This is a genomic window from Variovorax sp. OK212 (assembly GCF_900112425.1).
Classification (GTDB): domain Bacteria; phylum Pseudomonadota; class Gammaproteobacteria; order Burkholderiales; family Burkholderiaceae_C; genus Variovorax.
Genome location: NZ_FOLP01000013.1, coordinates 89183 through 111023 on the forward strand (window position 1 = coordinate 89183; position 21841 = coordinate 111023).

Below are 21841 nucleotides of genomic sequence, written 5' to 3' on the forward strand. Positions count from 1 at the left end.
CGCGGCTCAGTCGTGCGCCATCGGCAGGTCGATGCACGCGCGCAGGCCCGGCTTCGCGTCGCCGAACTGCAGCCGCCCGCCATGCAGCGCCACCACCGCCTGCACGCTCGCCAGCCCCAGGCCGTGGCCCGGCGTGCTGCGGTCCAGCCGGTGGAAGCGCACGCCGATGCGTTCGTACTCCGACGGCGGAATGCCCGGCCCGTCGTCCTGCACGAAGAGCTGCGCGCGGCCGTCCACCGTGTGCGTGCCGATGCGCACCGTGGCGCCCGTACGGCCGTTCGCGGCGTACTTCAGCGCGTTGTCGAGCAGGTTGGCCGCGGCACCCGCGAGCAGGTCGCGGTCGCCCAGCGCCACGGCCATGTCGGCCGGCTCGCGCAGCAACGCGATGCCCTGCATCTCGGCCACCGCCTCGTACAGCTCCGCCACGTCGTCGGCGATCACGTGCAGCGCCACCGGCGCGAACTGCTGGCGCCGCGCGCCGGCCTCGACCTCGGCGATCTGCAGCAGCTTCTCGAACACCACCGCGAGCTCTTCGAGTTCGCGGATGGCCGTGGCCACGGCCTCGCGCTGGGGGGCCTCCACACCCAACCCGCCTTCCACCGCGCGCAGCCGCACCAGCACGCGCGTGAGCGGCGTGCGCAGGTTGTGCGCGATGGTGTTCGACACGTGGCGCACGCCGTCCATCAGCGACTGGATGCGGTCGAGCATCGCGTTGATGTCGTGCTCCAGCAGCGCGAACTCGTCCTCCTGGCCCTCCTGCCCGGAGTGCGCCACGCGCTCCTGCAGTTCGCCGGCCGCAATGCGCGCGGCCGTGCGGCGCACCGCGCCCACGCTGCGCTCCAGCTCCTGGCGAAAGACAAAGGTGCCGCCGATCAGCAGCAGCACCGCCACGATGCCCGCCGCCGCGCTGGCGCTGGCCACCAGCGATTCGATCGACTCCTGGTCGCGCAGGTCGTGCCCCACCGCCAGCAGGCCGCCGTCGGGCAGCGTGCGCATCACCAGGTAGGCGATGACGGTCTGGCCCGCGCGCACCACGCGCCGGTGCACGCCGTCGCCCGCGTCGGGCGCTTCCGAGGGCACCTGGTCGAGGTTGCCCGCGAGCTTGCGGCCCTCGCGGTCGGTCAGCAGGTAGATCTCGTTGTCGGAATTGCGGCCGTCCGACAGCGCATTGGCGATCTCGCCGGCCACGCCGTCGGCGCCGCGCGCGTCGTAGCGCACCATGAGCTGCTGCATGCTGGTGGCCACCTGGCGCACCATGCGCTGCTGCAGCACGCCCACCGTCTGCATGTAGACGATGGCCAGCGCGGCGAGCATCGTGATGGCCACCAGCAGCCCGTAGTAGAAGGCCAGCCTGAAACCGACCGAGCGCCACAGCTGGCGCAGCGTCTTGATCATTGCGGCGCGGCCAGCGTGTAGCCCACGCCGCGCACGGTGTGGATCAGCGTCGGCGCGCCGCCCGCGTCGAGCTTGCCGCGCAGCCGGCTGACCTGCACGTCGATCACGTTGGTCTGCGGGTCGAACTGGTAGTCCCACACCGCTTCGAGCAGCATGGTGCGCGTGACCACCTGGCCCGGATGCATCATCAGATAGGCCAGCAGCCTGAACTCGCGCGGCTGCAATGCAATGGGCCGGCCGCCGCGCTCCACCTGCCGGCGCGCCAGGTCGAGCGTGAGGTCGGCCAGCTGCAGCATGCGGATCTCGGGCCCGGTGCGCGAGCGGCGCACCAGTGCCTCGGCGCGCGCCGCGAGCTCGGAAAAGGCGAAGGGCTTGGCCAGGTAGTCGTCGCCGCCGGCCTTCAGGCCGCGCACGCGCTCGTCGAGCGCGCTCAAGGCGCTGAGCACCAGCACCGGCGTCTTCTTGCCGAGCGCGCGCATGGTCGAGAGGATCGACAGGCCGTCGACGTCGTTGGGCAGCATGCGGTCGAGGATGACCAGGTCCCACGGCTCGCCCGTGGCACGCGCGAGCGCGTCGGCGCCGTCGCGGCTGATCACCGCCACATGGCCGAGCGAGCGGAAGCCGTCGGCGATGTAGCGCGCGTTGTCGGCGTCGTCCTCGACGATGAGGCAGCGCCACATGGCGGTGGGGCCTAGCACTTCAGGGCCGCCCCCTCGTGCGGGGCAAGGGCGCGGGCAAGGACAGGAAGAAGGGAAGCGGGAAATGACTGCGTTCTGGTGCTCATGGCGATGGAGTCGGCCGGCCCACCGTCCACCCGCGGCGCCGCCGGGACCATCCTAGCCGCGATTCAACCAGAGAAAGCGCGGGCGCTTCATTACCGTTTGTCCATGTTCGGGGGAGCACGGCCGGAACGACCGGCAAGGCCGATAAGGCCGATAAGGCCGATAAGGCCCGCAAGAAGCCGCGCTTCGCTAGGCCTGCAACAACGGCAGGCGCAGCGTCAGCCCCAGCACGCCGCCCGCGTGGGGGGCCGAGTAGATGCGCCCGCCGTGGTGGCTGGCGATGCGTTCGCAGGCCCGCGCGGCAGCGCTCGCCGCAACGGCATGCGAGCCGTCGAAGAAGCGTGCGAGCGGCGGCCGTGCATCGACGGCATCGAGGTCGCGCCAGTGGATCACCGCCTGCTCGCCTTGCGCATGCGCGGACACCTGCAATGTGGCACCGGCGCGCATCACGCTGGCCGCATAGGCCGTGACCTTGGCGAGCAGCTCGCGCAGTTCGGCTTCGATCGCGAGCACGGGCACGGCTTCGGGCGGCAACTGGATGTCCAGGCGGATGCCCTGGCTTGCGGTGTCGCCCGAGGCGGCGTCGAGCAGCGGGCGCAGGTCGTGCACGCGGCTGGCGTCCTGGCGCTGCCGCGCGTCCTTCCTGGCCTGCTCGGCGAGTTCGCGCGCCTTCGCGCTCTGCCGGACGTTGGCGACGAACAGCGAGCCCATCAGGAAGAGCACGCCGCCCAGGCCCAGAAGCACCACGCTCGCGATGATCGCGCCGAGGTTGCCCGCCTGCAGCTGTCCCGCGGCGGCCATCAGCGCGCGCCCGGTGCGGCCTGCGCGTCGGGCGCGCCCGGTGCGCAACGCGCGTCGCACATGTCACGTGCGGAAGGCTCACGTGCGGAAGGCGGCCGGCGCGCGTCGCCGAAGGGCATCGGAGCGCCTGCGCCGCCCTCGCCCCGGAAGCCCGGCGGCGGGCGGTGGAACATGGGCGGCGGCGGGGGCAGCATGATGCAGCCCGTGAGGCTGGCGGCCACCAGGGCGCCGGCGAAGAGTCTGAGTCGGTTCATTGAAAACTCGGTGCTGGATGAACAGGCTGAGCGGGCAGGAAAAAAAGGGCGCGCGCCCTCTTCCCTCGCGCAGTGCGAGCCCCGCGTCAGAACGCGTGGCGAATGCCGAAGTCGTAGCCCGTGGACGAGCGCGGCAGGCCCGTGTAGCCCACGCCCGCGCTGCCGTAGCCGGTGGTGCTGGCCGACACCAGGCTGCCCGTGTAGTTGGCGTCGTTGCGGTTGTTCACGCGCGCCACCGTGGCGTACAGCGCCGTGCGCTTGGACAGGTTGTGCACGTAGCCGATGGCCAGCTTCTGCGCGCGCGGGTCTTCGCCCGTGATGCCGGCCGCGCCTTCGTTGTAGCGAACCACCGAGTACGACGCGCGGATCAGGCCCGCGCCCACCGGCACCGTTGCGCCGAACAGGTAGCCGTTGTAGCTGTCGTGCGTGTTGCTCAGCGCCGTGTTGAACTTGTTCTTCACGTTCGAGAGTTCACCGAACAGCTTCACCGGGCCGAAGTCGTACGACGCACCCAGGTTGATGGTCTGCACCTTGCGCTCCAGCGTGGTGGTGTCCGCCGCCACGTTCTGGCCCACGGCCAGCGCCACGTCCAGTGGGCCGTTGGCGTAGCCGAAGCGCCCGCCGACGTAGCGGCCCGCGCTGCTGCTGGTGGCCGCCGTGGTGCTGGTCGCGTCGGTGCTGGTGTTCTCGTGGAAGCTGTACTGCAGCTGGCCGTAGAAGCCGCCCAGGTTCGGCGGCAGGAAGTAGCCCACCGCGTTGCTGGCGCGCACGTAGTTGGCGTTGTTCAGGCCGGTGCTGCCGCTGACGGTATTGATCACGCTGGAGCCCGAGCCGTTGGTGCCGAACGGGTCGAACACGGTGTCGTTCCAGAAGGTGGCGGTGTAGTCGCGGCCCAGGCGCAGTTCGCCGAAGTTGCCCGACAGGCTCACGGTGGAGCGGCGGCTGAAGGTGCTGATGCCGGTGGCGCCGTCGTCGTTGGTGATGGGGGCTTCGAGCCAGAAGCTCGCCGCCAGGCCGCCGCCCAAGTCTTCGGTGCCGCGAAAGCCGATGCGGCTGGAGTTGTAGCCGGAGTTGCTCAGGCTCGTCTTGCTTTGCTTGATCGACGCGCCCGTGGTCGCGTCGCGCGAGGTGGCCGACTGGTAGGTCACGCCGGCGTCGACGACACCGAACAGCGTGACGGACGATTGGGCAGAAGCCAGGCCGCAGACGGCCAGGGCAGCGAATGCCGTGAGGGTTTTCTTCATTCAGGTTCTCCGTTGTCAGCGGCTCTTCATCGAGCAGCCGAGACGCATGGTCTCGTTCAAATTCGGAGGAATCTTGTGAATGCCGGGTCTTTGCACGGGATGTTGTTTGCGTGCAAAGCCCCGAACCGGGCCCGAGCGCCGCCTGCGCCACCACCGGACACACCTCGTACAAGAAATCTCCCAAAAGCCGCGCGATGCTGTGCCACCGAAGGAGCCCTCCATGACCATTGCCTTGCAAAGCACCATCGCCTCGTTGCTGGGCGCGCAACAGCTCACCAACGCTTTCAGCCCCGCCTTTTCCCACCTGCGGATTCTTCGCAACCTCGTGATCCCCATGCCCGAGGGGCATGCGGTGCGCACCGCGCGCATCGACGCGGTGCTGGTGTGCGAGACCGGCGTCTACCTGTTCGAGATCAAGGCGTGGCGCAACGCCTTCGTCTACCGCAAGAAGTCCGACCAGTCGCCGCCGCGCTGGTTCCTGCGGCTGAACGGCTGCCAGAACGCGCGCGAGGTGAAAGACCCCGCATGGCAGGGCGGGCGCAAGACGACGCAGCTGCGCAGCATGCTGCCCGACGACCTGCGGCTGCAGTACTTCGTGCTGCTGCCGTGCGAAGGCATCGAGCTCGAAGGCGTGATGCCGGCGGCCGTCATCACGCAGCAGGACCTGCCGTACATCGCACGGCTGGTGCGCAACAACGGGCGCACCGCGCGCACCTACCGCCTGCTCGACGCGCAAGGCGTCGACCGCACGGTGGAGCGGCTGCTCGAGATCCAGGGCGAGCTGACGCTGGACGAGCATCTGCAGAACTGCCGCGAGCGAAGCGGCGTCACGGCAAACGCCAACCCGGGCGCAACCGTGCTCGCCGCACCGGCATGGCCGGGTGCAAACGCCATGGGGTTGCAGTAACGTAAAGACACAGCACAGCCCCGGCGGCCGCGGGGAAGTCCCAAATTTCTCCGACATTGGCCATGACCATGCGGCCATGCACTTACCGAAGTCCTTTGCAGCGGCCGCCGTGCTGCTTGCCTCACTGGCCTCGCTTCCCGCCTGGGCCGTCGATCCGTTCACCGTCAGGGACATCCGCCTCGAAGGCCTGCAGCGCGTGGAGCCCGGCACGGTCTTCGCCACCATGGGCCTGAAGGCCGGCGACACCTACAACGACGAACGCGGCAGCAACGCCATCCGCGAGCTCTTCAAGCTCGGCCTGTTCAAGGACGTGCGCATCGACGTGAACGGCAACGTGCTGGTGGTGGTGGTCGAAGAGCGCCCCACCATCGCCGACGTCGACTTCGTCGGCACCAAGGAGTTCGACAAGGCCGCGCTGCAGAAGGCGCTGCGCGAGGTGGGCCTGGCCGACGGACAGGCCTACGACAAGGCGCTGGCCGACCGCGCGGAACAGGAACTCAAGCGGCAGTACATCGGCCGCAGCCTCTACAACGCCCAGGTGATCACCACCGTCACGCCGCTGGAGAACAACCGCGTGAACCTGACCTTCACCGTGACCGAGGGCGAGTCCGCGCGCATCAAGGACGTGCACGTGGTGGGCGCCAAGGCCTTCAGCGAGAGCACGCTGCTCGACCTGTTCGACCAGGACAGCGGCGGCTGGCTCGACTGGTACACCAAGTCGAACCAGTACTCGCGCACCAGGTTCAACGGCGACCTGGAGACGCTGCGCTCCTACTACATCACGCGCGGCTACCTGGAGTTCCGCATCGACTCGACGCAGGTGGCGATCTCGCCCGACCGGCAGACGCTGACGCTCACCATCAACATCACCGAAGGCCAGAAGTTCGTGGTGGCCGGCGTGAAGCTGGCGGGCGACTACATGGGCCGCGAGGACGAGTTCAAGACGCTGGTGGCCATCCGCCCCGGCGCGCCGTACAACGGCGAGGAAGTTGCGGCCACCACCAAGGCCTTCACCGATTACTTCGGCACCTTCGGCTACGCCTTCGCGCGCGTGAAGGCCGAGCCGGAGATCGACCGCGTGAACAACCGCGTCACGCTGGTGCTGAGCGCCGAGGCCTCGCGCCGCGCGTACGTGCGGCGCATCAACATCGGCGGCAACGCCAGGACGCGCGACGAGGTGATCCGCCGCGAGTTCCGCCAGTACGAAGGCGCCTGGTACGACGGCAACAAGATCCGCGCCTCGCGCGACCGCGTGGACCGCCTGGGCTTCTTCACCGACGTGAACGTCGACACCGTCGACGTGCCCGGCTCGCCCGACCAGGTCGACCTGGCGGTGACCGTGGCCGAGAAGCCGACCGGCTCGCTGCAGCTGGGCGCGGGCTACTCGTCGACCGACAAGGTGTCGCTGACCTTCGGCATCACGCAGGAGAACGTGTTCGGCAGCGGCAACTCGCTGGGGCTGAACGTGAACACCAGCTCGTACAACCGCACCATCTCGCTCACGGCCACCGACCCGTACTTCACCAAGGACGGCATCTCGCGCACGCTGAACGTGTTCCACACCACCACGCGGCCCTACTACGAGGCCGACGGCAACTACAAGCTGGCGAGCGACGGCGGCTCGGTGCGCTTCGGCTTCCCGGTGGGCGAGCAGGACACGGTGTTCCTGGGCATCGGCGTGGAGCGCTATTCGTTCACGCCCGGCACCAACGGCACCTACACGCTGGTCGACGGCTCCTACGTGTACACGGCCACGCCGCAGGCCTACCTGGACTACTTCAAGTGCACGGGCACCGTGCCCAGCGTGAGCTGCTCGAACTCGAGCATCGTCGGCATCCCGGCCACGCTGGGCTGGTCGCGCGACGACCGCGACAGCGCGCTGGTGCCCACGCGCGGCAAGCTGCAAAGCGCCAGCCTCGAGGTGGGCGTGGGCAGCGACCTGCGCTACATGAAGTCGAACTACCAGTACCAGCAGTACTTTCCGTTGTCCAAGCAGTACACGCTGGCCATCAACGGCCAGTTGGGCTATGCGCGCGCACTGGGCAGCAGCACGTACCCGATCTTCAAGAACTTCTACGCGGGCGGCCTGGGCTCGATTCGCGGCTTCGAGCAGAACTCGCTGGGCCCGACCGACGCGGTGACCGGCGGCGCGCTCGGCGGCACGCGCAAGGCGATCTTCAACATGGAGTTCTCCACGCCCTTCCCCGGCGCGGGCAACGACAAGACGCTGCGCATGTACACCTTCATGGACGCGGGCAACGTGTTCGCCGACCGCACGGCCAGCATGACCGACGCGCAGTGGAAGGCGCAGAACCGCCTGCGCGCGTCGGCCGGCATCGGCATCAGCTGGATCTCGCCGCTCGGGCCGCTGCGGCTGGCCTATGCGGTGCCGCTGCTCTACCAGAAGGAGGACACGGCCAACAACATCGCGGCCGACCGCACGCAGCGCTTCCAGTTCCAGATCGGCACGTCTTTCTGAACAGGAGAACCACGACCATGGGCCGCATCCTGCTGGTGGAAGACGGGCGCGACAGCGACAACGACAGCGCCTGCCTGCTGCGCTCGCACCTGCACGGCGCGGGCTACGAGGTCGAGCAGATCGAGGACGGCGCGGCGGCGCTGGAGCGCATCCTGACGGCGCCGCCCGCGCTCACGCTGCTGGACATCGTGCTGCCGCGCGTGGAAGGCACCGGGGGCGCAAGAGGCACCGGAGGCACAGGAGGCACGGAGGGCGTGGCAGACGGCATCGACGTGCTGGCCAAGGTGCGCTCGCACAGCAACCACCCGATCATCATGCTGACGGCGCGCGCGCACGAGGAAGACCGGCTGCGCGCGCTCGACATGGGCGCCGACGACTACGTGTGCAAGCCCTTCTCGCCGCGCGAGGTGGTGGCGCGCGTGAACACGGTGCTGCGCCGGCATGCGCAACGCAACGAGGCCGCTCGGCCGTCGGCGGTGGTGGGTTTCACGGATGCGCGCGGCAACGCGAGCCTGGAAGGCAGGCCGCTGTCGCTCACGCGGCGCGAGTTGCTGCTGCTGCGCGCGCTGTCGCGTGCGCCGGGGCGGGTGCTCACACGCTCGAAGCTGCTGGAGGTGGCGTTTGCGGAAGCGCTGGACGTGAACGAGCGCGCGGTCGACGGCCACATCAAGAACCTGCGCAAGAAGCTCGCGGCCGCCGCGCCCGCGCACGACTGGATCCGCTCGGTCTACGGCGTGGGCTTCAGCTTTGCGGAGCGGCCGGCGGGGTGAGCGGCGTGCGCCGGCTCAGCCGGCGGGGTGAACAGCGTGCACCGGCTCAGCCGGCGGCGCGTGGCGGCACCAGCGCCTTGATGCGCGCGGCGCCTTCCAGCGCGCGAGGACGCATGGGACCCGGGCCGCCGCCCATCGGCATGCCTTGCGTGCCGGGGGGCATGCCCGTTGCGCGGGGCGGGGGCATGCCCGACGCCGCGCCGGGCGAAGGCATGCCCGGCATCGCTCCCGACGGCGGCATGCCGCCGGACCGGGGCGGCCGGTCGACCACCGGGTTCGCGGCCGGGTCGACCACCAGCGCGAGCGTGGCCACGTAGCGCTGGCGCTCCTCGCGCACCGCGCCGAGCACCGTGTCGCCGGCCCGCAGCGCAATGCCGTCGACGCTGTTGAGCGTGTCGCGCACCCGGGCGCGTTTGTACAGCGAGACCTGCGTGTAGAGGAATTCGCTGAGCGCGTCGGGCAGGAAGAACTGCGAGGTGAGCACGGCGCGCGCGCCGTTGAGCACCTTCATGTGGATGTGCGTGGTGCGCCCGGCGTACCAGCCGGGGTAGACGGTGGTGAACGCGGCCGTGCCCTCGCGGCCGGTGAACTGGCTGCCGCGCAGGAAGGTCTTGCCCTCGAACCCGCCCGCCCGGTCGTCGCCCTGCCCGGCAAAGCCCGAGTAACGCCCCTGCGCATCGCAATGCCACAGGTCCACGCGCAGCCTGGGCAACGGCTTGCCCGCCGTGTCGCACACGGTGAAGCGCACGTCCAGCGGCACGCCTTCGAGGCCCTCGGTGACGTCCTGGCGGACCTGGGCGACGTCCAGGTAGTAGGGGCCTTCGGTGGTCTGCGCGGTCAGCGGCAGGTTGGCCGGGGCGGCCTGGGCAGCTTCCGCAGCGTGAGCGGCGTGCGCGGCGTGAGCAGCGTGAGCGGGGCGGGTGGAAACGCCGCCCAGTGCCGTGGCGCCGAGCGTGGCCAGCAGGCCGCGGCGGCCGATGGCGGGGTCCGGATGTGTCATGGTTTTCTCTTCTCCTCGTGGATCGACCCGGGAACGGCCGGGCGCGTGACGCAGCCTTCGGCCCACAGGACCAGCAGCGTCCATGCCTGGGCGACCAGCCAGAAGAACACGGTGATCGCCCCCAGCAGCGCAAAGCTCAGCGTCGGATTCATGCGGCCATGCTGCGGCCGGATCCGGGAGAAAAAATGGAGAAACCCTTGGCGCGGAAATTCTCCCAATTTCCTCCACATTCCGGCCACATCATCGGCTTTCTCCCCCCCGAACACGCCCTTTCTCTCGCCCTTTCCCCGCCTGCCCGACCGCTCATGCATGTCGCAGAATGCGGCCATGCCTCCCCCGTGCCCATGCCGCAACTGACCCTTTCCCGCAAGATCTTCCTGGCGCTGGCCGCCCTGCTGATCGTGCTGCTCATCAGCTTCGCGGGCCTGTCGATCATTGCGCTGCAGCGCGGCCTGGGCTCCTACGTGGCCGAGATCGAGATCCGCCGCATGGACTGGCTCTCGCAGCTGGTGCTCAAGCACTACGTGACCAACGGCGACTGGAAGAACCTGCGCGACAACGAGGAAGCCTGGCAGCGCCTGCAGATGGGCCGCTTCGCCAACGTGCTCGACAGTGCCGCTGCCAACGGCGACGAGCGCCGGTTGCCGCCCTGGTACGAGTACCGGGCCATGCGCGCCGCGCCTCCGCCGGACAGCCCGCCCGACGGCGGCCCGCCGCCCATGCCGTCGTCCGCGCAGCTCGACCTGCTGCCGCGTCGCGCGCCCGGCATCCCGGGCATGCCGCCGCCGTGGCTGTTCCCCGACCCGCGCGGCATGCACGACTCCATCTTTCAGCGCATCGCCGTGCTCGACGCGCGCGGCGCGCGCGTGGTGGGCGCCGACATCGACCTGGCGAACGCCGCGCGCATGCCGATCCGGCACAACAAGTCGGTCATCGGCTACCTGGCGCTCGCGCCGGTGCAGGGGCTGGAGAGCGAGGCCGACCGCGCCTTCATCGCGCGGCAGTCGGGCGTGATCGTGCTCACGGGCCTGTGCGGCCTGGGCTTTGCGCTGGTGCTGTCGTGGCTGCTGGCGCGGCGCTGGTTCCGCCCCATCGACGAACTCACGCAGGCCGCGCAGGACGTGGCGCGCGGCCGGCTTTCCACGCGCGTGGCGGTGCAGGGCTCCGACGAGCTCGCGCTGCTGGGCAAGACCTTCAACGACATGGCGCAGCGGCTGGACACGGTCGAGGCCTCGCGCCGCGCCTGGCTGGCCGACGCCGCGCACGAGCTGCGCACGCCGCTGGCCGCCATGCGCGCGGAGATCGAGGCGCTGCAGGACGGCGTGCGCACCTTCGACGAACGCACCGCGCTGCGCCTGCACCGCCAGGTGATCCGCCTGGGCCAGCTGGTGGACGACCTGCGCAGCAGCATGCGCGAGCCGCAGAGCGACCTGCTCACGGCCACCGTGTACCCGCTGTCGCTGCTCAAGGAGGCGCTCGACCACACGCGCGACCGCTTCGCCAAGCGCGGCATCGAGGTCGACCGCCAGGCCGTCGACCGCATCGACACCCTGTCTCAGCCCACCGTGGAGGGCGACGCGCACCGGCTGCACCAGGTGTTCATGAACCTGCTGGAGAACACGCTGGCCTACACCGACGAAGGCGGCGCGCTGCGCATCGACGTCACGGTCGAAGGCCCGTGGACCGGCAACTGCCTCACGCTGCTGTTCGACGACAGCTCGCCCGGCGTGCCCGACAGCGAGCTGCCGCGCCTGTTCGACCGCCTGTTCCGCGGCGAGAGTTCGCGCAGCCGCGAGCACGGCGGCTCGGGGCTGGGCCTGTCGATCTGCCGCGCCACCATCGAGGCGCACGGCGGCACCATCGACGCGTCGGCCTCGCCGCTGGGCGGGCTGCGCGTGACCCTCACCCTTCCACTGGCTGCATCGTCATGACACGCATCGTCATCGTCGAAGACGAAATCGACATCGCCTCGGTGGTGCAGGACTACCTGCGCCACGCGGGCTACGAAACCACCCACTTCACCGACGGGCAGAGCGCGCTCGACAGCATCGTGGCGGCGCCGCCCGAGCTCACGCTGCTCGACATCATGCTGCCGCGGCTGGACGGCGTGGAGGTGCTGCGCCGCGCGCGCGAGCACACGGCGCACCCGATCATCATGCTGACCGCGCGCATCGAGGAGGTCGACCGCCTGCTGGGACTGGAGCTGGGCGCCGACGACTACGTGTGCAAGCCCTTCTCGCCGCGCGAGCTGGTGGCGCGCGTGCGCGCCGTGCTGCGGCGCACCGCCGGGCCGGCCTTCGGCGGGCAGGGGTCGGGATCGGGCCCGGCCTCGCAGGACGACGCACCCGGCCTGGTGCTGGACGACGTGCACTGGCGCGCCTCGCTCGAAGGCACGCCGCTGAACCTCACGCGGCGCGAGTTCGGGCTGCTGCAGGTGCTGTCGCGGCACCCGGGGCGCATCTTTTCGCGCGCCCGCCTGCTGGAACTGGCCTACGACGACACGGTGGACGTGACCGAACGCGCCATCGACAGCCACGTGAAGAACCTGCGCCGCAAGCTCGGCGCGGTGACGCCCGCGCACGACTGGATACGCTCGGTGTACGGCGTGGGCTTTGCGTGGGAAGCGCCGGTGCCGGCGTAGGCGCACTTCAGGACGCCGCCGGTTTCCGTTTCAATCCCAGCGCGCCCTCGAGCATGCGCATGACGGTCTCGCGCGCCTGCTCGAAGTCTTCGGGCTCCAGCGCCTTCTTGCCCAGCAGCATGCGCATCTGCCACGCGAAGTCGGCGTAGGTCTGCGTCATGGCCCACAGCGTGAACAGCAGGTGCGCCACGGGCAGCGGCTGCACGTCGCCCCGCGCCATCCACCGCTGCAGCACGGCGGCCTCGGCACGGAACGCGGGCACCAGCTTGGCCTCGATGTCGTCGGCGCACTGCGGTGCCTGCGAGATGATTTCCTGCGCGAACAGGCGCGAGCCCGAGGGGTGGTCGTACGAGAACTGCAGCTTCTGCGTGACGTAGCGCTCCAGCGCGGCGTACGGGTCGAGGTCGGCGGCGGCCAGGCTGTCGAGGTTGGACAGCCACGAGTCGAGCACGTCGTTGAAGACACGCCGGTACAGCGCCTTCTTCGAGGGAAAGTAATACAGCAGGCTCTGCTTGGAGATGCCCGCGTCGGCCGCGATGTCGTCCACCGACACGCCACCATAGCCATGCACCGCGAAGCGCTCCTGCGCCACGGCGACGATGGCGCTCTCCAGGTTCTGGCGGCGTGCCCGGCGCTTGACGGCGGGGGGGCGCACCACGCTCATCAGACAACCTCCACGCTGCGCGTTGCGGTGCGAGCTTGCTCGGGGCGGCCCGGCGCGGCGCTCATGGGTTCTTCATCCGCGCCAGGAAGCGCACCAGCCGCTCGTCGCCGCACTGCGTGACGTTGAAGCGGTACCAGGCCAGCGGCTGCGGCGCGGCGCCGAAGTCGGTCGCCGCCGCCAGCGGCAGGCCTTGCTTGCGCGCCTCCTGCAGCACGGCGTCGACGGTCGGGCGCGGCTCGCTGCCGGGCGGCCATCCGGCACACAGGAACGGGCCGCCGTCGGGTGCGTGCAGCGCCTGCAGGCCGGCACCGGTCAACAGCGACAGCGTGCGTTCGCCCGCGATCTTCAGCGCGGTGTTGAGCTTCTGCAGGAAGCGCGGGTAGCCCGCATCGCACAGCACCTCGCAGGCCACGCGCTCCTCGAACTCGCTCGGGCCGAGCGTGGTGTGCAGGCAGCGCAGCACAGGGTCGTCGGCCCAGCGCTGCGGCAACAGCACATGCGCGAGCCGCAGCTTGGCCGACAGCGTGGTCGACACGCCGCCGACCTGCACCACGCGCTGCAGCCCGTCCATGGCCGCGAGGCTGGGCGCCTGCAGCGGCGAGAGACCGCGCCAGGTGTCGAGCTCGATCACGCACAGGTCGTGCCGCTCGGCGGACTGCAACGCCTGGTGCGCGCCTTGCAGGCTCATGCAGATGCCCAGGGGGTTGGACACGGCGGTCGAGAGAAACAGCAGCCGCTGGCGGCCTTCGGCAGGCAGCAGCGGTGCGAGGCGGTCGAGCGCGGCGATGTCGAGGCAGCCGCCGCGCCGCGGCACTTCGAGAATGCGCCGCCCCAGCGTCAGCACCAGGTTGCGCAGCTGGCGCGAGGCGGGCGACTCGAGCAGCACCGCGTCGCCGGGCGCGGTCCAGGCCTGCAGCAGGCACATGGCGGCGCCCAGGCTGCCGGCGGCCGTCATCACCTGCTGCGGCGCCAGCCCGGGCAGTTCGGCGCGATGGCGCGCGGCGATCAGCTCGCGCAGGCGCGGCAGGCCGAAGCTGGGCCGCGCGCCGCCGTCCCAGTCGGGCGCGGCGCGCGCCACGCGGCGCATGGCTTCGCGCACCAGTTCGTCGCCGCGGTACTCGGCAGGCGGCGGGCGGTCATGGCCGGAAGACGCATCGGCGATGCGCGGCACCACCTCGTCGGCCAGGCGCGCGGGCCGGTGCAGCACGTAGTAGCCGCTGCCCGGGCGCGAGGCCAGCACCGAGCGCGCGCGCAACGCGCTGTACGACTCGGTGACGGTGAAGGTGCTGATGCCCAGCTTGCCCGCGAGCGCGCGCACCGAGGGCATCTTGGTGCCGGGTGCCAGGCGCCCGTCGGTCACGCGCAACTCCACGCCCACTACCAGGCGCTGCGCGAGCCCGAGGCCGGGGGCGGCCTCGTCCATCTCGCCCATCAGGCCCTGCATCCAGCCGGCGCCGGAGGTTGCGGGCACGTGCAGCGCCGAGGCGTTGCGTGAACTCTGCATCGCGGTGTCTCCTTCGAAGCTCGAACGGCTCCGGGGTTGGCGAAAGAGAGGGTTTGCCCGAAGGAACCGTGCTGGCCGGTGCACCAAACAGCACGGCCAGCGGCAGCAAACACTTTCTCGCCTGCCGCGCCAACTGTGTATGGGCGGCACCCCTTGTTTGCTGAATCATCGCGACATTCGACCACTTGGTCAAACTTCACGAGGGCCAGCTCCCTCGTGTCGCAACAGATCCCCACCACGATCCTGGAGCCTGAACGCCCATGAGCAGCACGATGAACTCCGTCGCGCCCACCGCCCACATCGCCTCCGATGTGCGCGCCGGCCGCCTGGCCCCCGCGCAGTACGCCAAGAACTTCTGCGACGCCCACCCGCCGCTGAACGTGGTGCAGGCCAACATCGAGGCCGAGCGTTGCTACTACTGCTACGACGCGCCCTGCCAGACGGCCTGCCCCACGGGCATCGACATTCCCACCTTCATCCGCCGCATTGCCGACGGCAACCTGCGCGGCGCGGCCCGCACCATCCTGGAGGAGAACCCGCTGGGCGGCATGTGCGCGCGCGTCTGCCCGACCGAGGTGCTGTGCGAGCAGGCCTGCGTGCGCAACACCAACGAGAGCAAGCCGGTGGAAATCGGCCTGCTGCAGCGCCACGCGACCGACGCCTTCTTCGACGCGCCCGGCACGCCGCTGTTCGTGCGCGCGGCCGACACCGGCCGGCGCGTGGCGGTGGTGGGCGCGGGCCCCGCGGGCCTGGCCTGCGCGCACCGGCTCGCGGTGCTGGGCCACCAGGTGGTGCTGTTCGACGCGCGCCCCAAGCTCGGCGGCCTGAACGAGTACGGCCTGGCCAGCTACAAGACGGTGGACGGCTTCGCGCAGCGCGAGATCGAGTGGCTGCTGTCGGTCGGCGGCATCGAGGTGCGCAACCACCATGCGCTGGGCCGCGAGCTGCACCTGGACGCACTGGCCGATGACTACGACGCGGTGTTCCTCGGCCTCGGCCTGGCCGGCGTGAACACGCTGGGCCTGGGCGAGCAGGCCGGCGTGCGCGACGCGGTCGACTTCATCGCCGAGCTGCGCCAGGCCGCGTCGCCGGCGGACGTGGCCATCGGCCGGCACGTGGTGGTGATCGGCGGCGGCATGACCGCCGTGGATGCCGCCGTGCAGTCGCGCAAGCTGGGCGCGGAAGACGTGAGCATCGTCTACCGGCGCGGCGCCGAGGCCATGGGCGCCTCGGTCGACGAGCAGAGCTGGGCCAAGGAGAACGGCGTGCGCATCATCCACTGGGCCGCGCCGAAGGCCCTGCGCGCCAAGGGCGGCGTGCTGCGCGGCATCGACTTCGCGCGCACCGCGCTGGTCGGCGGCAAGCTGGTGGAGACCGGCGAGAGCCTCGCGCTCCCGGCCGACATGGTGCTGTGCGCCATCGGCCAGAGCTTCGTGGCCACCGCGCTGGAGGACAGCGGCGTGCAGCTGCAGGGCGGGCGCATCAGCACCGACGCGGAATGCCGCAGCTCGCGGCCCAAGGTGTGGGCCGGCGGAGACGCGCGCTTCGGCGGACGCGACCTCACGGTCGAGGCGGTGGAAGACGGCAAGCAGGCCGCGCTGTCCATCGACCGGCACCTGCGCGCCGCCGCATAGCGCAAGCGGCCCAACCCTTCCCTTCCCACATCCACCCGTTCGCGCATGGCCGCGACAGGAGCAATTCACATGGCAGACCTGAGCACCGACTTCGTGGGCATCCGCAGCCCCAACCCCTTCTGGCTCGCCTCCGCGCCGCCCACCGACAAGGAGATCAACGTGGTCCGCGCCTTCGAGGCCGGCTGGGGCGGCGTGGTGTGGAAGACCGTGGGCGAAGACCCGAACGTGGTCAACGTGCACGGCCCGCGCTACGCCGTGTCCTATGCGGCCGACCGCCGCGTGACCGGCTTCAACAACATCGAGCTGATTTCCGACCGGCCGCTGCGCACCAACCTGGAAGAGATGACCCGCGTGAAGCGCAACTGGCCCGACCGCGCACTGGTCGCTTCGGTGATGGTGCCGTGCACCGAGGAATCGTGGAAGAACATCCTGCCGATGGTGGAAGACACCGGTTGCGATGGCCTGGAGCTGAACTTCGGCTGCCCGCACGGCATGAGCGAGCGCGGCATGGGCGCGGCCGTGGGCCAGGTGCCCGAGTACATCCAGATGGTGGCCGAGTGGTGCAAGCACTATTCGAAGCTGCCGCTGATCGTGAAGCTCACGCCCAACGTGGCCGACATCCGCCCCGCGGCGCGCGCCGCCAAGAAAGGCGGCGCCGACGCGGTGAGCCTCATCAACACCATCAACTCCATCATGGGCGTGGACCTGGACGCGATGGCCATGCTCCCCAACACCGGCGGCATGGGCTCGCACGGCGGCTACTGCGGCCCCGGCGCAAAACCCATCGCGCTGCACATGGTGGCCGAGATCGCGCGCGACCCCGAGACCGCGGGCCTGCCCATCTCGGGCATCGGCGGCGTGTCGACCTGGCGCGACGCGGCGGAGTTCATCGCGCTGGGCAGCGGCTCGGTGCAGGTGTGCACGGCCGCCATGGTGTACGGCTTCAAGATCGTGCAGGACCTGTGCGACGGCCTCTCCAACTTCATGGACCAGAAGGGCTACGCCAGCCTCGCGCAACTGCAGGGCCGGGCCATCGGCAGCATCACCGACTGGAAGCAGCTCAACCTGAACCACGTCGACAAGGCCGTGATCCACCAGGACGCCTGCATCCAGTGCGGACGCTGCCACGTGGTGTGCGAAGACACCTCGCACCAGGCCATCAGCGCCACCAAGGACGGCATGCGCTACTTCGAGGTGAAGGAAGAAGAGTGCGTGGGCTGCAACCTGTGCGTGTCGATCTGCCCGGTGCCCGGCGCGCTGTCGATGCGCACCCTGAAGCCCGGCGAGATGGACGCGCGCACCGGCCACCCGGTGGTCGCCCAGTACGCCAACTGGACCACGCACCCGAACAACCCCATGCGCGCCGACAGCCATGCCTGAGCCGGCGAATGAATGAATGAGTGACCCAGCCCGGCGCAGACCGGGCCCGCGGCAGGAGGGGAACAACGACATCGCCAAGAACACAACACACGTGCAGGAGACAACCCCCATGACAACCCCATCGCAGCACGGCGGCGGCCCCGCCGCCAACCTCTGGAACGAAGACCTCGCGCCCACCACGCTGGCCCAGCGAACGTGGCGCTGGTACCACTTCGCGGCCCTGTGGGTGGGCATGGTGATGTGCATTCCCGCCTACACGCTGGCGGCCAGCCTGATCGAGGGCGGCATGTCGTGGAGCCAGGCGGTGCTCACGGTGTTCCTGGGCAACGCCATCGTGCTGGTGCCGATGCTGCTCATCGGGCATGCCGGCGCGAAGTACGGCATTCCGTACGCGGTGATGGCGCGCGCCTCGTTCGGCACGCGCGGCGCGCGGCTGCCCGCGCTGCTGCGCGCCATCGTGGCCTGCGGCTGGTACGGCATCCAGACCTGGTTCGGCGGCGAGATGATCTACACGCTGGTGGGCGTGCTCATGGGCCAGCCGCTGGGCGGCGACAAGCTGCCGCTGCTGGGCATCAACGGCGCGCAGTTGGTGTGCTTCCTGATCTTCTGGGCGATCCAGCTGTACTTCGTGGTGCACGGCATCGAGTCGATCCGCCGGCTCGAGACCTACACCGCACCGCTGAAGATCCTCGTGTGCATCGCCCTGCTCTACTGGGCCGTGCAGCGCGCGGGCGGCCTCGGCCCCATCTTCGAGCAGCCCTCGCAGTTCGAGCCGGGCGGCAAGAAAGCCGGGCTGTTCTGGGCGGTGTTCTGGCCCTCGCTCACGGCCATGGTCGGCTTCTGGGCCACGCTGGCACTGAACATTCCGGACTTCACCCGCTTCTCGCGCTCGCAGCGCGACCAGGTGGTGGGCCAGGTCATCGGCCTGCCCGCGCCCATGGGGCTGCTCGCGATGATGGCGGTGATGGTGACCTCGGCCACCGTGGTGATCTACGGCAAGGCGCTGTGGGACCCGGTGGACCTGGCCAGCCGCATGACGGGCGCGGCGGTGCTGATTGCGCTGCTCATCCTGCTGATCGACACGGTGAGCGTGAACCTGGCGGCGAACCTGGTGGGGCCGGCCTATGACTTCTCGGCCCTCAACCCCGAGAAGATCTCTTACCGCAAGGGCGGCTACATCACGGCCGGCATCGCCATCGTGATGATGCCGTGGAAGGTGCTGGAGACCACGCAGGGCTACATCTTCACCTGGCTCATTGGCTATTCGGCGCTGCTGGGGCCGGTGGCGGGCATCCTGATTGCCGACTACTACTTCATCCGCCGCAAGGAGCTCGACGTCGATGCGCTCTACCGAGGCACCGGCCAATACAGCTACACCAACGGCTGGAACATGGCTGCGGTCATCGCCTTCATCGTCGGCGTGCTGCCGAACATTCCGGGCTTTCTGAACGCGGCCTTTCCGGCGGCCGTGCCGTCGATGCCCGAGTTCTTCAAGACTGTCTACACCTACGCATGGTTCGTCGGTGTGGTGCTCTCGGCCGTGGTGTACCTCGGTCTCATGAAGGCGCGCGCGCCGCAACTGCAGGGCGTGGCCGCGCCGCTCAAGAACCCCAGCTAGAAAAGGAATTCAAGCCATGACCGTACTCATTCGCGGTGGCACGGTGGTCAACGCCGATGCCGAACACCGGGCCGACGTGCTCTGCGAGGGCGACAAGGTCGTGCAGGTCGGCACCGACCTGCAGGCCCCCGCCGGCGCGCAGGTGATCGACGCGGGCGGCGCCTACGTGATGCCCGGCGGCATCGACCCGCACACCCACATGCAGCTGCCCTTCATGGGCACGGTCGCGGCCGACGACTTCTTCAGCGGCACGGCGGCGGGCCTGGCCGGCGGCACCACCAGCATCATCGACTTCGTGATTCCCGACCCGCAGCAGCCGCTGATGGACGCCTTTCGCATGTGGCGCGGCTGGGCCGAGAAGTCCGCCGGCGACTACAGCTTTCACGTGGCCGTGACCTGGTGGAACGACAGCGTGCACAAGGACATGGGCGAGCTGGTGCACGAGCACGGCGTGAACAGCTTCAAGCACTTCATGGCCTACAAGAACGCGATCATGGCCGACGACGAGATCCTGGTGAAGAGCTTCCAGCGCTCGCTGGAACTCGGCGCGATGCCCACCGTGCATGCGGAGAACGGCGAGCTGGTCGCGATGCTGCAGCAGCAGTTGCTGGCGCAGGGCATTCGCGGGCCCGAGGGCCACCCGCTGTCGCGCCCGCCGATGGTCGAGGCCGAGGCGGCGAACCGCGCCATTGCCATTGCCGACGTGCTGGGCGTGCCGATCTACGTGGTGCATGTGTCGTGCGGCGAAGCGCTCGACGCCATCACCCGCGCCCGCGCACGCGGCCAGCGCGTGTACGGCGAAGTACTGGCCGGCCACCTGGTGGTCGATGAGAGTGCCTACCGCGACCCCGACTTCGCGCGCGCCGCCGCCCACGTGATGAGCCCGCCCTTCCGCTCGCGCGAGAACCAGGCCATGCTGTGGCGCGGCCTGCAGGGCGGCAACCTGCACACCACGGCCACCGACCACTGCACCTTCTGCGCCGATCAGAAGGCGGCGGGCCGAGACGACTTCACCAAGATTCCCAACGGCTGCGGCGGCGTGGAAGAACGCATGGCCGTGCTGTGGGACGCGGGCGTGAACACCGGGCGGCTCACGCCCTCGGAGTTCGTGCGCGTCACCTCCACCAACGCGGCGCAGCTGTTCAACCTGTACCCGCGCAAGGGCGTGGTGCAGGCGGGCGCCGACGCCGACATCGTGGTGTGGGACCCGAAGGCCACCAAGACGCTGTCGGTGACAACGCAGCACTCGAAGAGCGACTTCAACATCTTCGAAGGCCGCCAGGTCACCGGCTTGCCGAAGCACACCGTGGCCGCGGGCCGCTGGGTGTACCGCGACGGCGACCTGCGCGCCGAGCCCGGCACCGGCCGCTACCTGAAACGCCCGGCCTTCGCGCCGATGTTCACCGCGCTGGAACGCTTCAAGCACCAGCACGCGCCGACGGCCGTGGCGCGCTGAACCCTCAAGGAGTCATACAGATGAATGCAGTAGTGGACAAGCAGGCGCTGGCGATCAACGGCGAGCGCCTGTGGAACGCGCTGATGGAACTCGCGCGCATCGGCGCCACGCCCAAGGGCGGCGTGAAGCGGCTGGCGCTGACCGACCTCGACAAGCAGGGCCGCGACCTCGTGGTGTCGTGGGGCAAGGAAGCGGGCCTGTCGATCACCGTCGACAAGATCGGCAACGTCTTCATGCGCCGCGAAGGCACCAACCCCGCGCTGCCGCCCGTGGTGTCGGGCAGCCACATCGACACGCAGCCCACCGGCGGCAAGTTCGATGGCAACTACGGCGTGCTCGCCGCGCTGGAGGTGGTGCGCACGCTGAACGACCAGGGCATCCGCACCGAGGCGCCCATCGAGGTCGCCTTCTGGACCAACGAGGAGGGCTCGCGCTTCGTGCCCGTCATGATGGGCTCGGGCGTGTTCTGCGGCGCCTTCAGCCTCGAACACGCCTACGCCGCGACCGACACCGAGGGCAAGACGGTGCGCGACGAGCTGCAGCGCATCGGCTACGTGGGCACGCAGACGCCGGGCGACCACCCGATAGGCGCGTACTTCGAGGCGCACATCGAGCAGGGGCCGGTGCTGGAAGACGCGGGCAAGGTGATCGGCGTGGTGCCGGCCGTGCTCGGCCTGTCCTGGTACGACTGCGTGGTGACCGGCATGGAAGCCCATGCGGGCCCGACGCCGATGCACCTGCGCCGCGACGCGCTGCAGGTGGCCACGCGCATCATGCAGGAGGTGGTGGCCATTGCGCACAGCCACCCGCCCTACGGGCGCGGCACGGTCGGCATGGTGCAGGTGCACCCGAACAGCCGCAACGTGATTCCGGGGCAGGTGAAGTTCTCCATCGACCTGCGCAACGTGAACGACGAGCTGCTCGACCGCATGCACGCCGAGATCCTGGCGTTCATCGAGCGCACGCAGCGCGAGACGGGACTGGGCATCACCATCGAGCGGGTGTCTTACATCCCGCCCTGCCCCTTCCACCCCGACTGCGTGGACGCGGTGCGCCGCGCGACCGAGCAGCTCGGCTACTCGACCATGGACGTGGTGTCGGGCGCGGGGCACGACGCGATCTATGCCGCGCGGCTCGCGCCGGCCGGCATGATCTTCGTGCCGTGCAAGGACGGCATCAGCCACAACGAGATCGAGGACGCGCAGCCCGGCCACCTGACGGCGGGCTGCAACGTGCTGCTGCACGCGATGCTCGAAAGAGCGAAGCGCGTGGGCTGACGCGCTTTCTACTTTCTGCGCCTTCCGCGCCTTCC

Annotated in this window: 19 protein-coding genes; 10 read left to right on the plus strand and 9 right to left on the minus strand. The window is 69.8% G+C overall.

Annotated features, from left to right (window positions below):
- Positions 1-6: 6 nt before the first annotated feature.
- The 5 genes from BM004_RS28580 to BM004_RS28600 form a co-directional block, all read right to left on the minus strand.
- Positions 7-1395, minus strand: coding sequence for a sensor histidine kinase (locus BM004_RS28580; protein WP_093218547.1), 1389 nt, complete (start codon positions 1393-1395; stop codon positions 7-9).
- On the minus strand, positions 1392-2075 hold the full coding sequence (locus BM004_RS28585) for a response regulator transcription factor (RefSeq protein WP_093134749.1): 684 nt from the start codon (positions 2073-2075) through the stop codon (positions 1392-1394). Before BM004_RS28585 ends, BM004_RS28580 begins: the two co-directional genes overlap by 4 nt.
- A 291-nt stretch (positions 2076-2366) precedes the next feature.
- Entirely contained in the window at positions 2367-2978 is a 612-nt protein-coding gene (locus tag BM004_RS28590; protein ID WP_177206630.1) for an ATP-binding protein, read from the minus strand.
- Entirely contained in the window at positions 2978-3232 is a 255-nt protein-coding gene (locus BM004_RS28595; RefSeq protein ID WP_093218551.1) for a hypothetical protein, read from the minus strand. The genes BM004_RS28590 and BM004_RS28595 overlap by 1 nt, the downstream gene beginning before the upstream one ends.
- 86 nt (positions 3233-3318) lie before the next feature.
- Positions 3319-4476 (minus strand): porin, encoded by a 1158-nt coding sequence (locus BM004_RS28600; RefSeq protein ID WP_093218556.1) that lies wholly within the window; start codon positions 4474-4476, stop codon positions 3319-3321.
- Between the two features lie 220 nt (positions 4477-4696).
- Here BM004_RS28600 and BM004_RS28605 point away from each other — a divergent pair, with 220 nt between their 5' ends.
- The 3 genes from BM004_RS28605 to BM004_RS28615 all read left to right on the plus strand — a co-directional run bounded on the left by BM004_RS28605 (position 4697) and on the right by BM004_RS28615 (position 8632).
- On the plus strand, positions 4697-5383 hold the full coding sequence (locus BM004_RS28605) for a nuclease-related domain-containing protein (protein ID WP_093218560.1): 687 nt from the start codon (positions 4697-4699) through the stop codon (positions 5381-5383).
- Positions 5384-5459: 76 nt separating this feature from the next.
- Positions 5460-7862 (plus strand): outer membrane protein assembly factor BamA, encoded by a 2403-nt coding sequence (gene bamA / locus BM004_RS28610; RefSeq protein WP_093218561.1) that lies wholly within the window; start codon positions 5460-5462, stop codon positions 7860-7862.
- Positions 7863-7879: 17 nt separating this feature from the next.
- A complete protein-coding gene (locus BM004_RS28615) occupies positions 7880-8632 on the plus strand; it encodes a response regulator transcription factor (protein ID WP_093218563.1) in 753 nt (250 codons plus the stop codon).
- A gap of 46 nt (positions 8633-8678) precedes the next feature.
- On the opposite strand, the gene BM004_RS28620 is transcribed toward BM004_RS28615, so the two are convergent.
- Both BM004_RS28620 and BM004_RS40895 read right to left on the minus strand, forming a co-directional pair.
- On the minus strand, positions 8679-9632 hold the full coding sequence (locus BM004_RS28620) for an intradiol ring-cleavage dioxygenase (protein ID WP_093218565.1): 954 nt from the start codon (positions 9630-9632) through the stop codon (positions 8679-8681).
- Entirely contained in the window at positions 9629-9961 is a 333-nt protein-coding gene (locus tag BM004_RS40895) for a hypothetical protein (protein ID WP_143072542.1), read from the minus strand. Before BM004_RS40895 ends, BM004_RS28620 begins: the two co-directional genes overlap by 4 nt.
- Positions 9962-9976: 15 nt before the next feature.
- On the opposite strand from BM004_RS40895, the gene BM004_RS28625 reads away from it, so the two are divergent.
- Together BM004_RS28625 and BM004_RS28630 are read left to right on the plus strand one after the other, a co-directional pair.
- On the plus strand, positions 9977-11563 hold the full coding sequence (locus BM004_RS28625) for an ATP-binding protein (RefSeq protein ID WP_093218684.1): 1587 nt from the start codon (positions 9977-9979) through the stop codon (positions 11561-11563).
- On the plus strand, positions 11560-12273 hold the full coding sequence (locus BM004_RS28630) for a response regulator (RefSeq protein ID WP_093135948.1): 714 nt from the start codon (positions 11560-11562) through the stop codon (positions 12271-12273). Before BM004_RS28625 ends, BM004_RS28630 begins: the two co-directional genes overlap by 4 nt.
- Before the next feature lie 7 nt (positions 12274-12280).
- Here the strand turns inward: BM004_RS28630 and BM004_RS28635 are convergent, their stop codons facing one another.
- Complete coding sequence (locus BM004_RS28635; RefSeq protein WP_093218567.1) at positions 12281-12937, minus strand: TetR family transcriptional regulator C-terminal domain-containing protein; 657 nt, start codon at positions 12935-12937, stop codon at positions 12281-12283.
- A 61-nt stretch (positions 12938-12998) separates the two neighbouring features.
- Positions 12999-14441 carry an aminotransferase-like domain-containing protein gene (locus BM004_RS28640; protein ID WP_093218571.1) on the minus strand — a complete coding sequence of 481 codons (1443 nt, stop codon included), beginning with the start codon at positions 14439-14441 and terminating at the stop codon, positions 12999-13001.
- A 260-nt stretch (positions 14442-14701) separates the two neighbouring features.
- Between BM004_RS28640 and BM004_RS28645 the strand changes: the two genes are divergently transcribed.
- The 5 genes from BM004_RS28645 to BM004_RS28665 all read left to right on the plus strand — a co-directional run bounded on the left by BM004_RS28645 (position 14702) and on the right by BM004_RS28665 (position 21806).
- Positions 14702-16075, plus strand: coding sequence for an NAD(P)-dependent oxidoreductase (locus tag BM004_RS28645; protein WP_256220092.1), 1374 nt, complete (start codon positions 14702-14704; stop codon positions 16073-16075).
- 69 nt (positions 16076-16144) lie between these two features.
- Complete coding sequence (gene preA / locus BM004_RS28650) at positions 16145-17455, plus strand: NAD-dependent dihydropyrimidine dehydrogenase subunit PreA (protein WP_093218574.1); 1311 nt, start codon at positions 16145-16147, stop codon at positions 17453-17455.
- Positions 17456-17564: 109 nt separating this feature from the next.
- Positions 17565-19073, plus strand: a complete 1509-nt coding sequence (locus tag BM004_RS28655) for an NCS1 family nucleobase:cation symporter-1 (protein WP_093218575.1) — start codon at positions 17565-17567, stop codon at positions 19071-19073.
- Positions 19074-19089: 16 nt separating this feature from the next.
- Complete coding sequence (gene hydA / locus BM004_RS28660) at positions 19090-20529, plus strand: dihydropyrimidinase (RefSeq protein ID WP_093218577.1); 1440 nt, start codon at positions 19090-19092, stop codon at positions 20527-20529.
- A 20-nt stretch (positions 20530-20549) separates the two neighbouring features.
- Positions 20550-21806, plus strand: coding sequence for a Zn-dependent hydrolase (locus tag BM004_RS28665; RefSeq protein WP_093218578.1), 1257 nt, complete (start codon positions 20550-20552; stop codon positions 21804-21806).
- Positions 21807-21841 lie beyond the last annotated feature (35 nt).

Coding starts and splice junctions, on each gene's coding strand:
- BM004_RS28635 (WP_093218567.1), bottom strand. CDS start 12,937: ATGAGCGTGGTGCGCCCCCCCGCCGTCAAGCGCCGGGCACGCCGCCAG.
- BM004_RS28645 (WP_256220092.1), top strand. CDS start 14,702: ATGAGCAGCACGATGAACTCCGTCGCGCCCACCGCCCACATCGCCTCC.
- BM004_RS28600 (WP_093218556.1), bottom strand. CDS start 4,476: ATGAAGAAAACCCTCACGGCATTCGCTGCCCTGGCCGTCTGCGGCCTG.
- BM004_RS28585 (WP_093134749.1), bottom strand. CDS start 2,075: ATGTGGCGCTGCCTCATCGTCGAGGACGACGCCGACAACGCGCGCTAC.
- BM004_RS28665 (WP_093218578.1), top strand. CDS start 20,550: ATGAATGCAGTAGTGGACAAGCAGGCGCTGGCGATCAACGGCGAGCGC.
- bamA (WP_093218561.1), top strand. CDS start 5,460: ATGCACTTACCGAAGTCCTTTGCAGCGGCCGCCGTGCTGCTTGCCTCA.
- BM004_RS28620 (WP_093218565.1), bottom strand. CDS start 9,632: ATGACACATCCGGACCCCGCCATCGGCCGCCGCGGCCTGCTGGCCACG.
- BM004_RS28640 (WP_093218571.1), bottom strand. CDS start 14,441: ATGCAGAGTTCACGCAACGCCTCGGCGCTGCACGTGCCCGCAACCTCC.
- BM004_RS28625 (WP_093218684.1), top strand. CDS start 9,977: ATGCCGCAACTGACCCTTTCCCGCAAGATCTTCCTGGCGCTGGCCGCC.
- preA (WP_093218574.1), top strand. CDS start 16,145: ATGGCAGACCTGAGCACCGACTTCGTGGGCATCCGCAGCCCCAACCCC.
- BM004_RS28605 (WP_093218560.1), top strand. CDS start 4,697: ATGACCATTGCCTTGCAAAGCACCATCGCCTCGTTGCTGGGCGCGCAA.
- BM004_RS28590 (WP_177206630.1), bottom strand. CDS start 2,978: ATGGCCGCCGCGGGACAGCTGCAGGCGGGCAACCTCGGCGCGATCATC.
- BM004_RS28655 (WP_093218575.1), top strand. CDS start 17,565: ATGACAACCCCATCGCAGCACGGCGGCGGCCCCGCCGCCAACCTCTGG.
- BM004_RS28580 (WP_093218547.1), bottom strand. CDS start 1,395: ATGATCAAGACGCTGCGCCAGCTGTGGCGCTCGGTCGGTTTCAGGCTG.
- BM004_RS40895 (WP_143072542.1), bottom strand. CDS start 9,961: ATGGCCGCATTCTGCGACATGCATGAGCGGTCGGGCAGGCGGGGAAAG.
- BM004_RS28595 (WP_093218551.1), bottom strand. CDS start 3,232: ATGAACCGACTCAGACTCTTCGCCGGCGCCCTGGTGGCCGCCAGCCTC.
- BM004_RS28630 (WP_093135948.1), top strand. CDS start 11,560: ATGACACGCATCGTCATCGTCGAAGACGAAATCGACATCGCCTCGGTG.
- hydA (WP_093218577.1), top strand. CDS start 19,090: ATGACCGTACTCATTCGCGGTGGCACGGTGGTCAACGCCGATGCCGAA.
- BM004_RS28615 (WP_093218563.1), top strand. CDS start 7,880: ATGGGCCGCATCCTGCTGGTGGAAGACGGGCGCGACAGCGACAACGAC.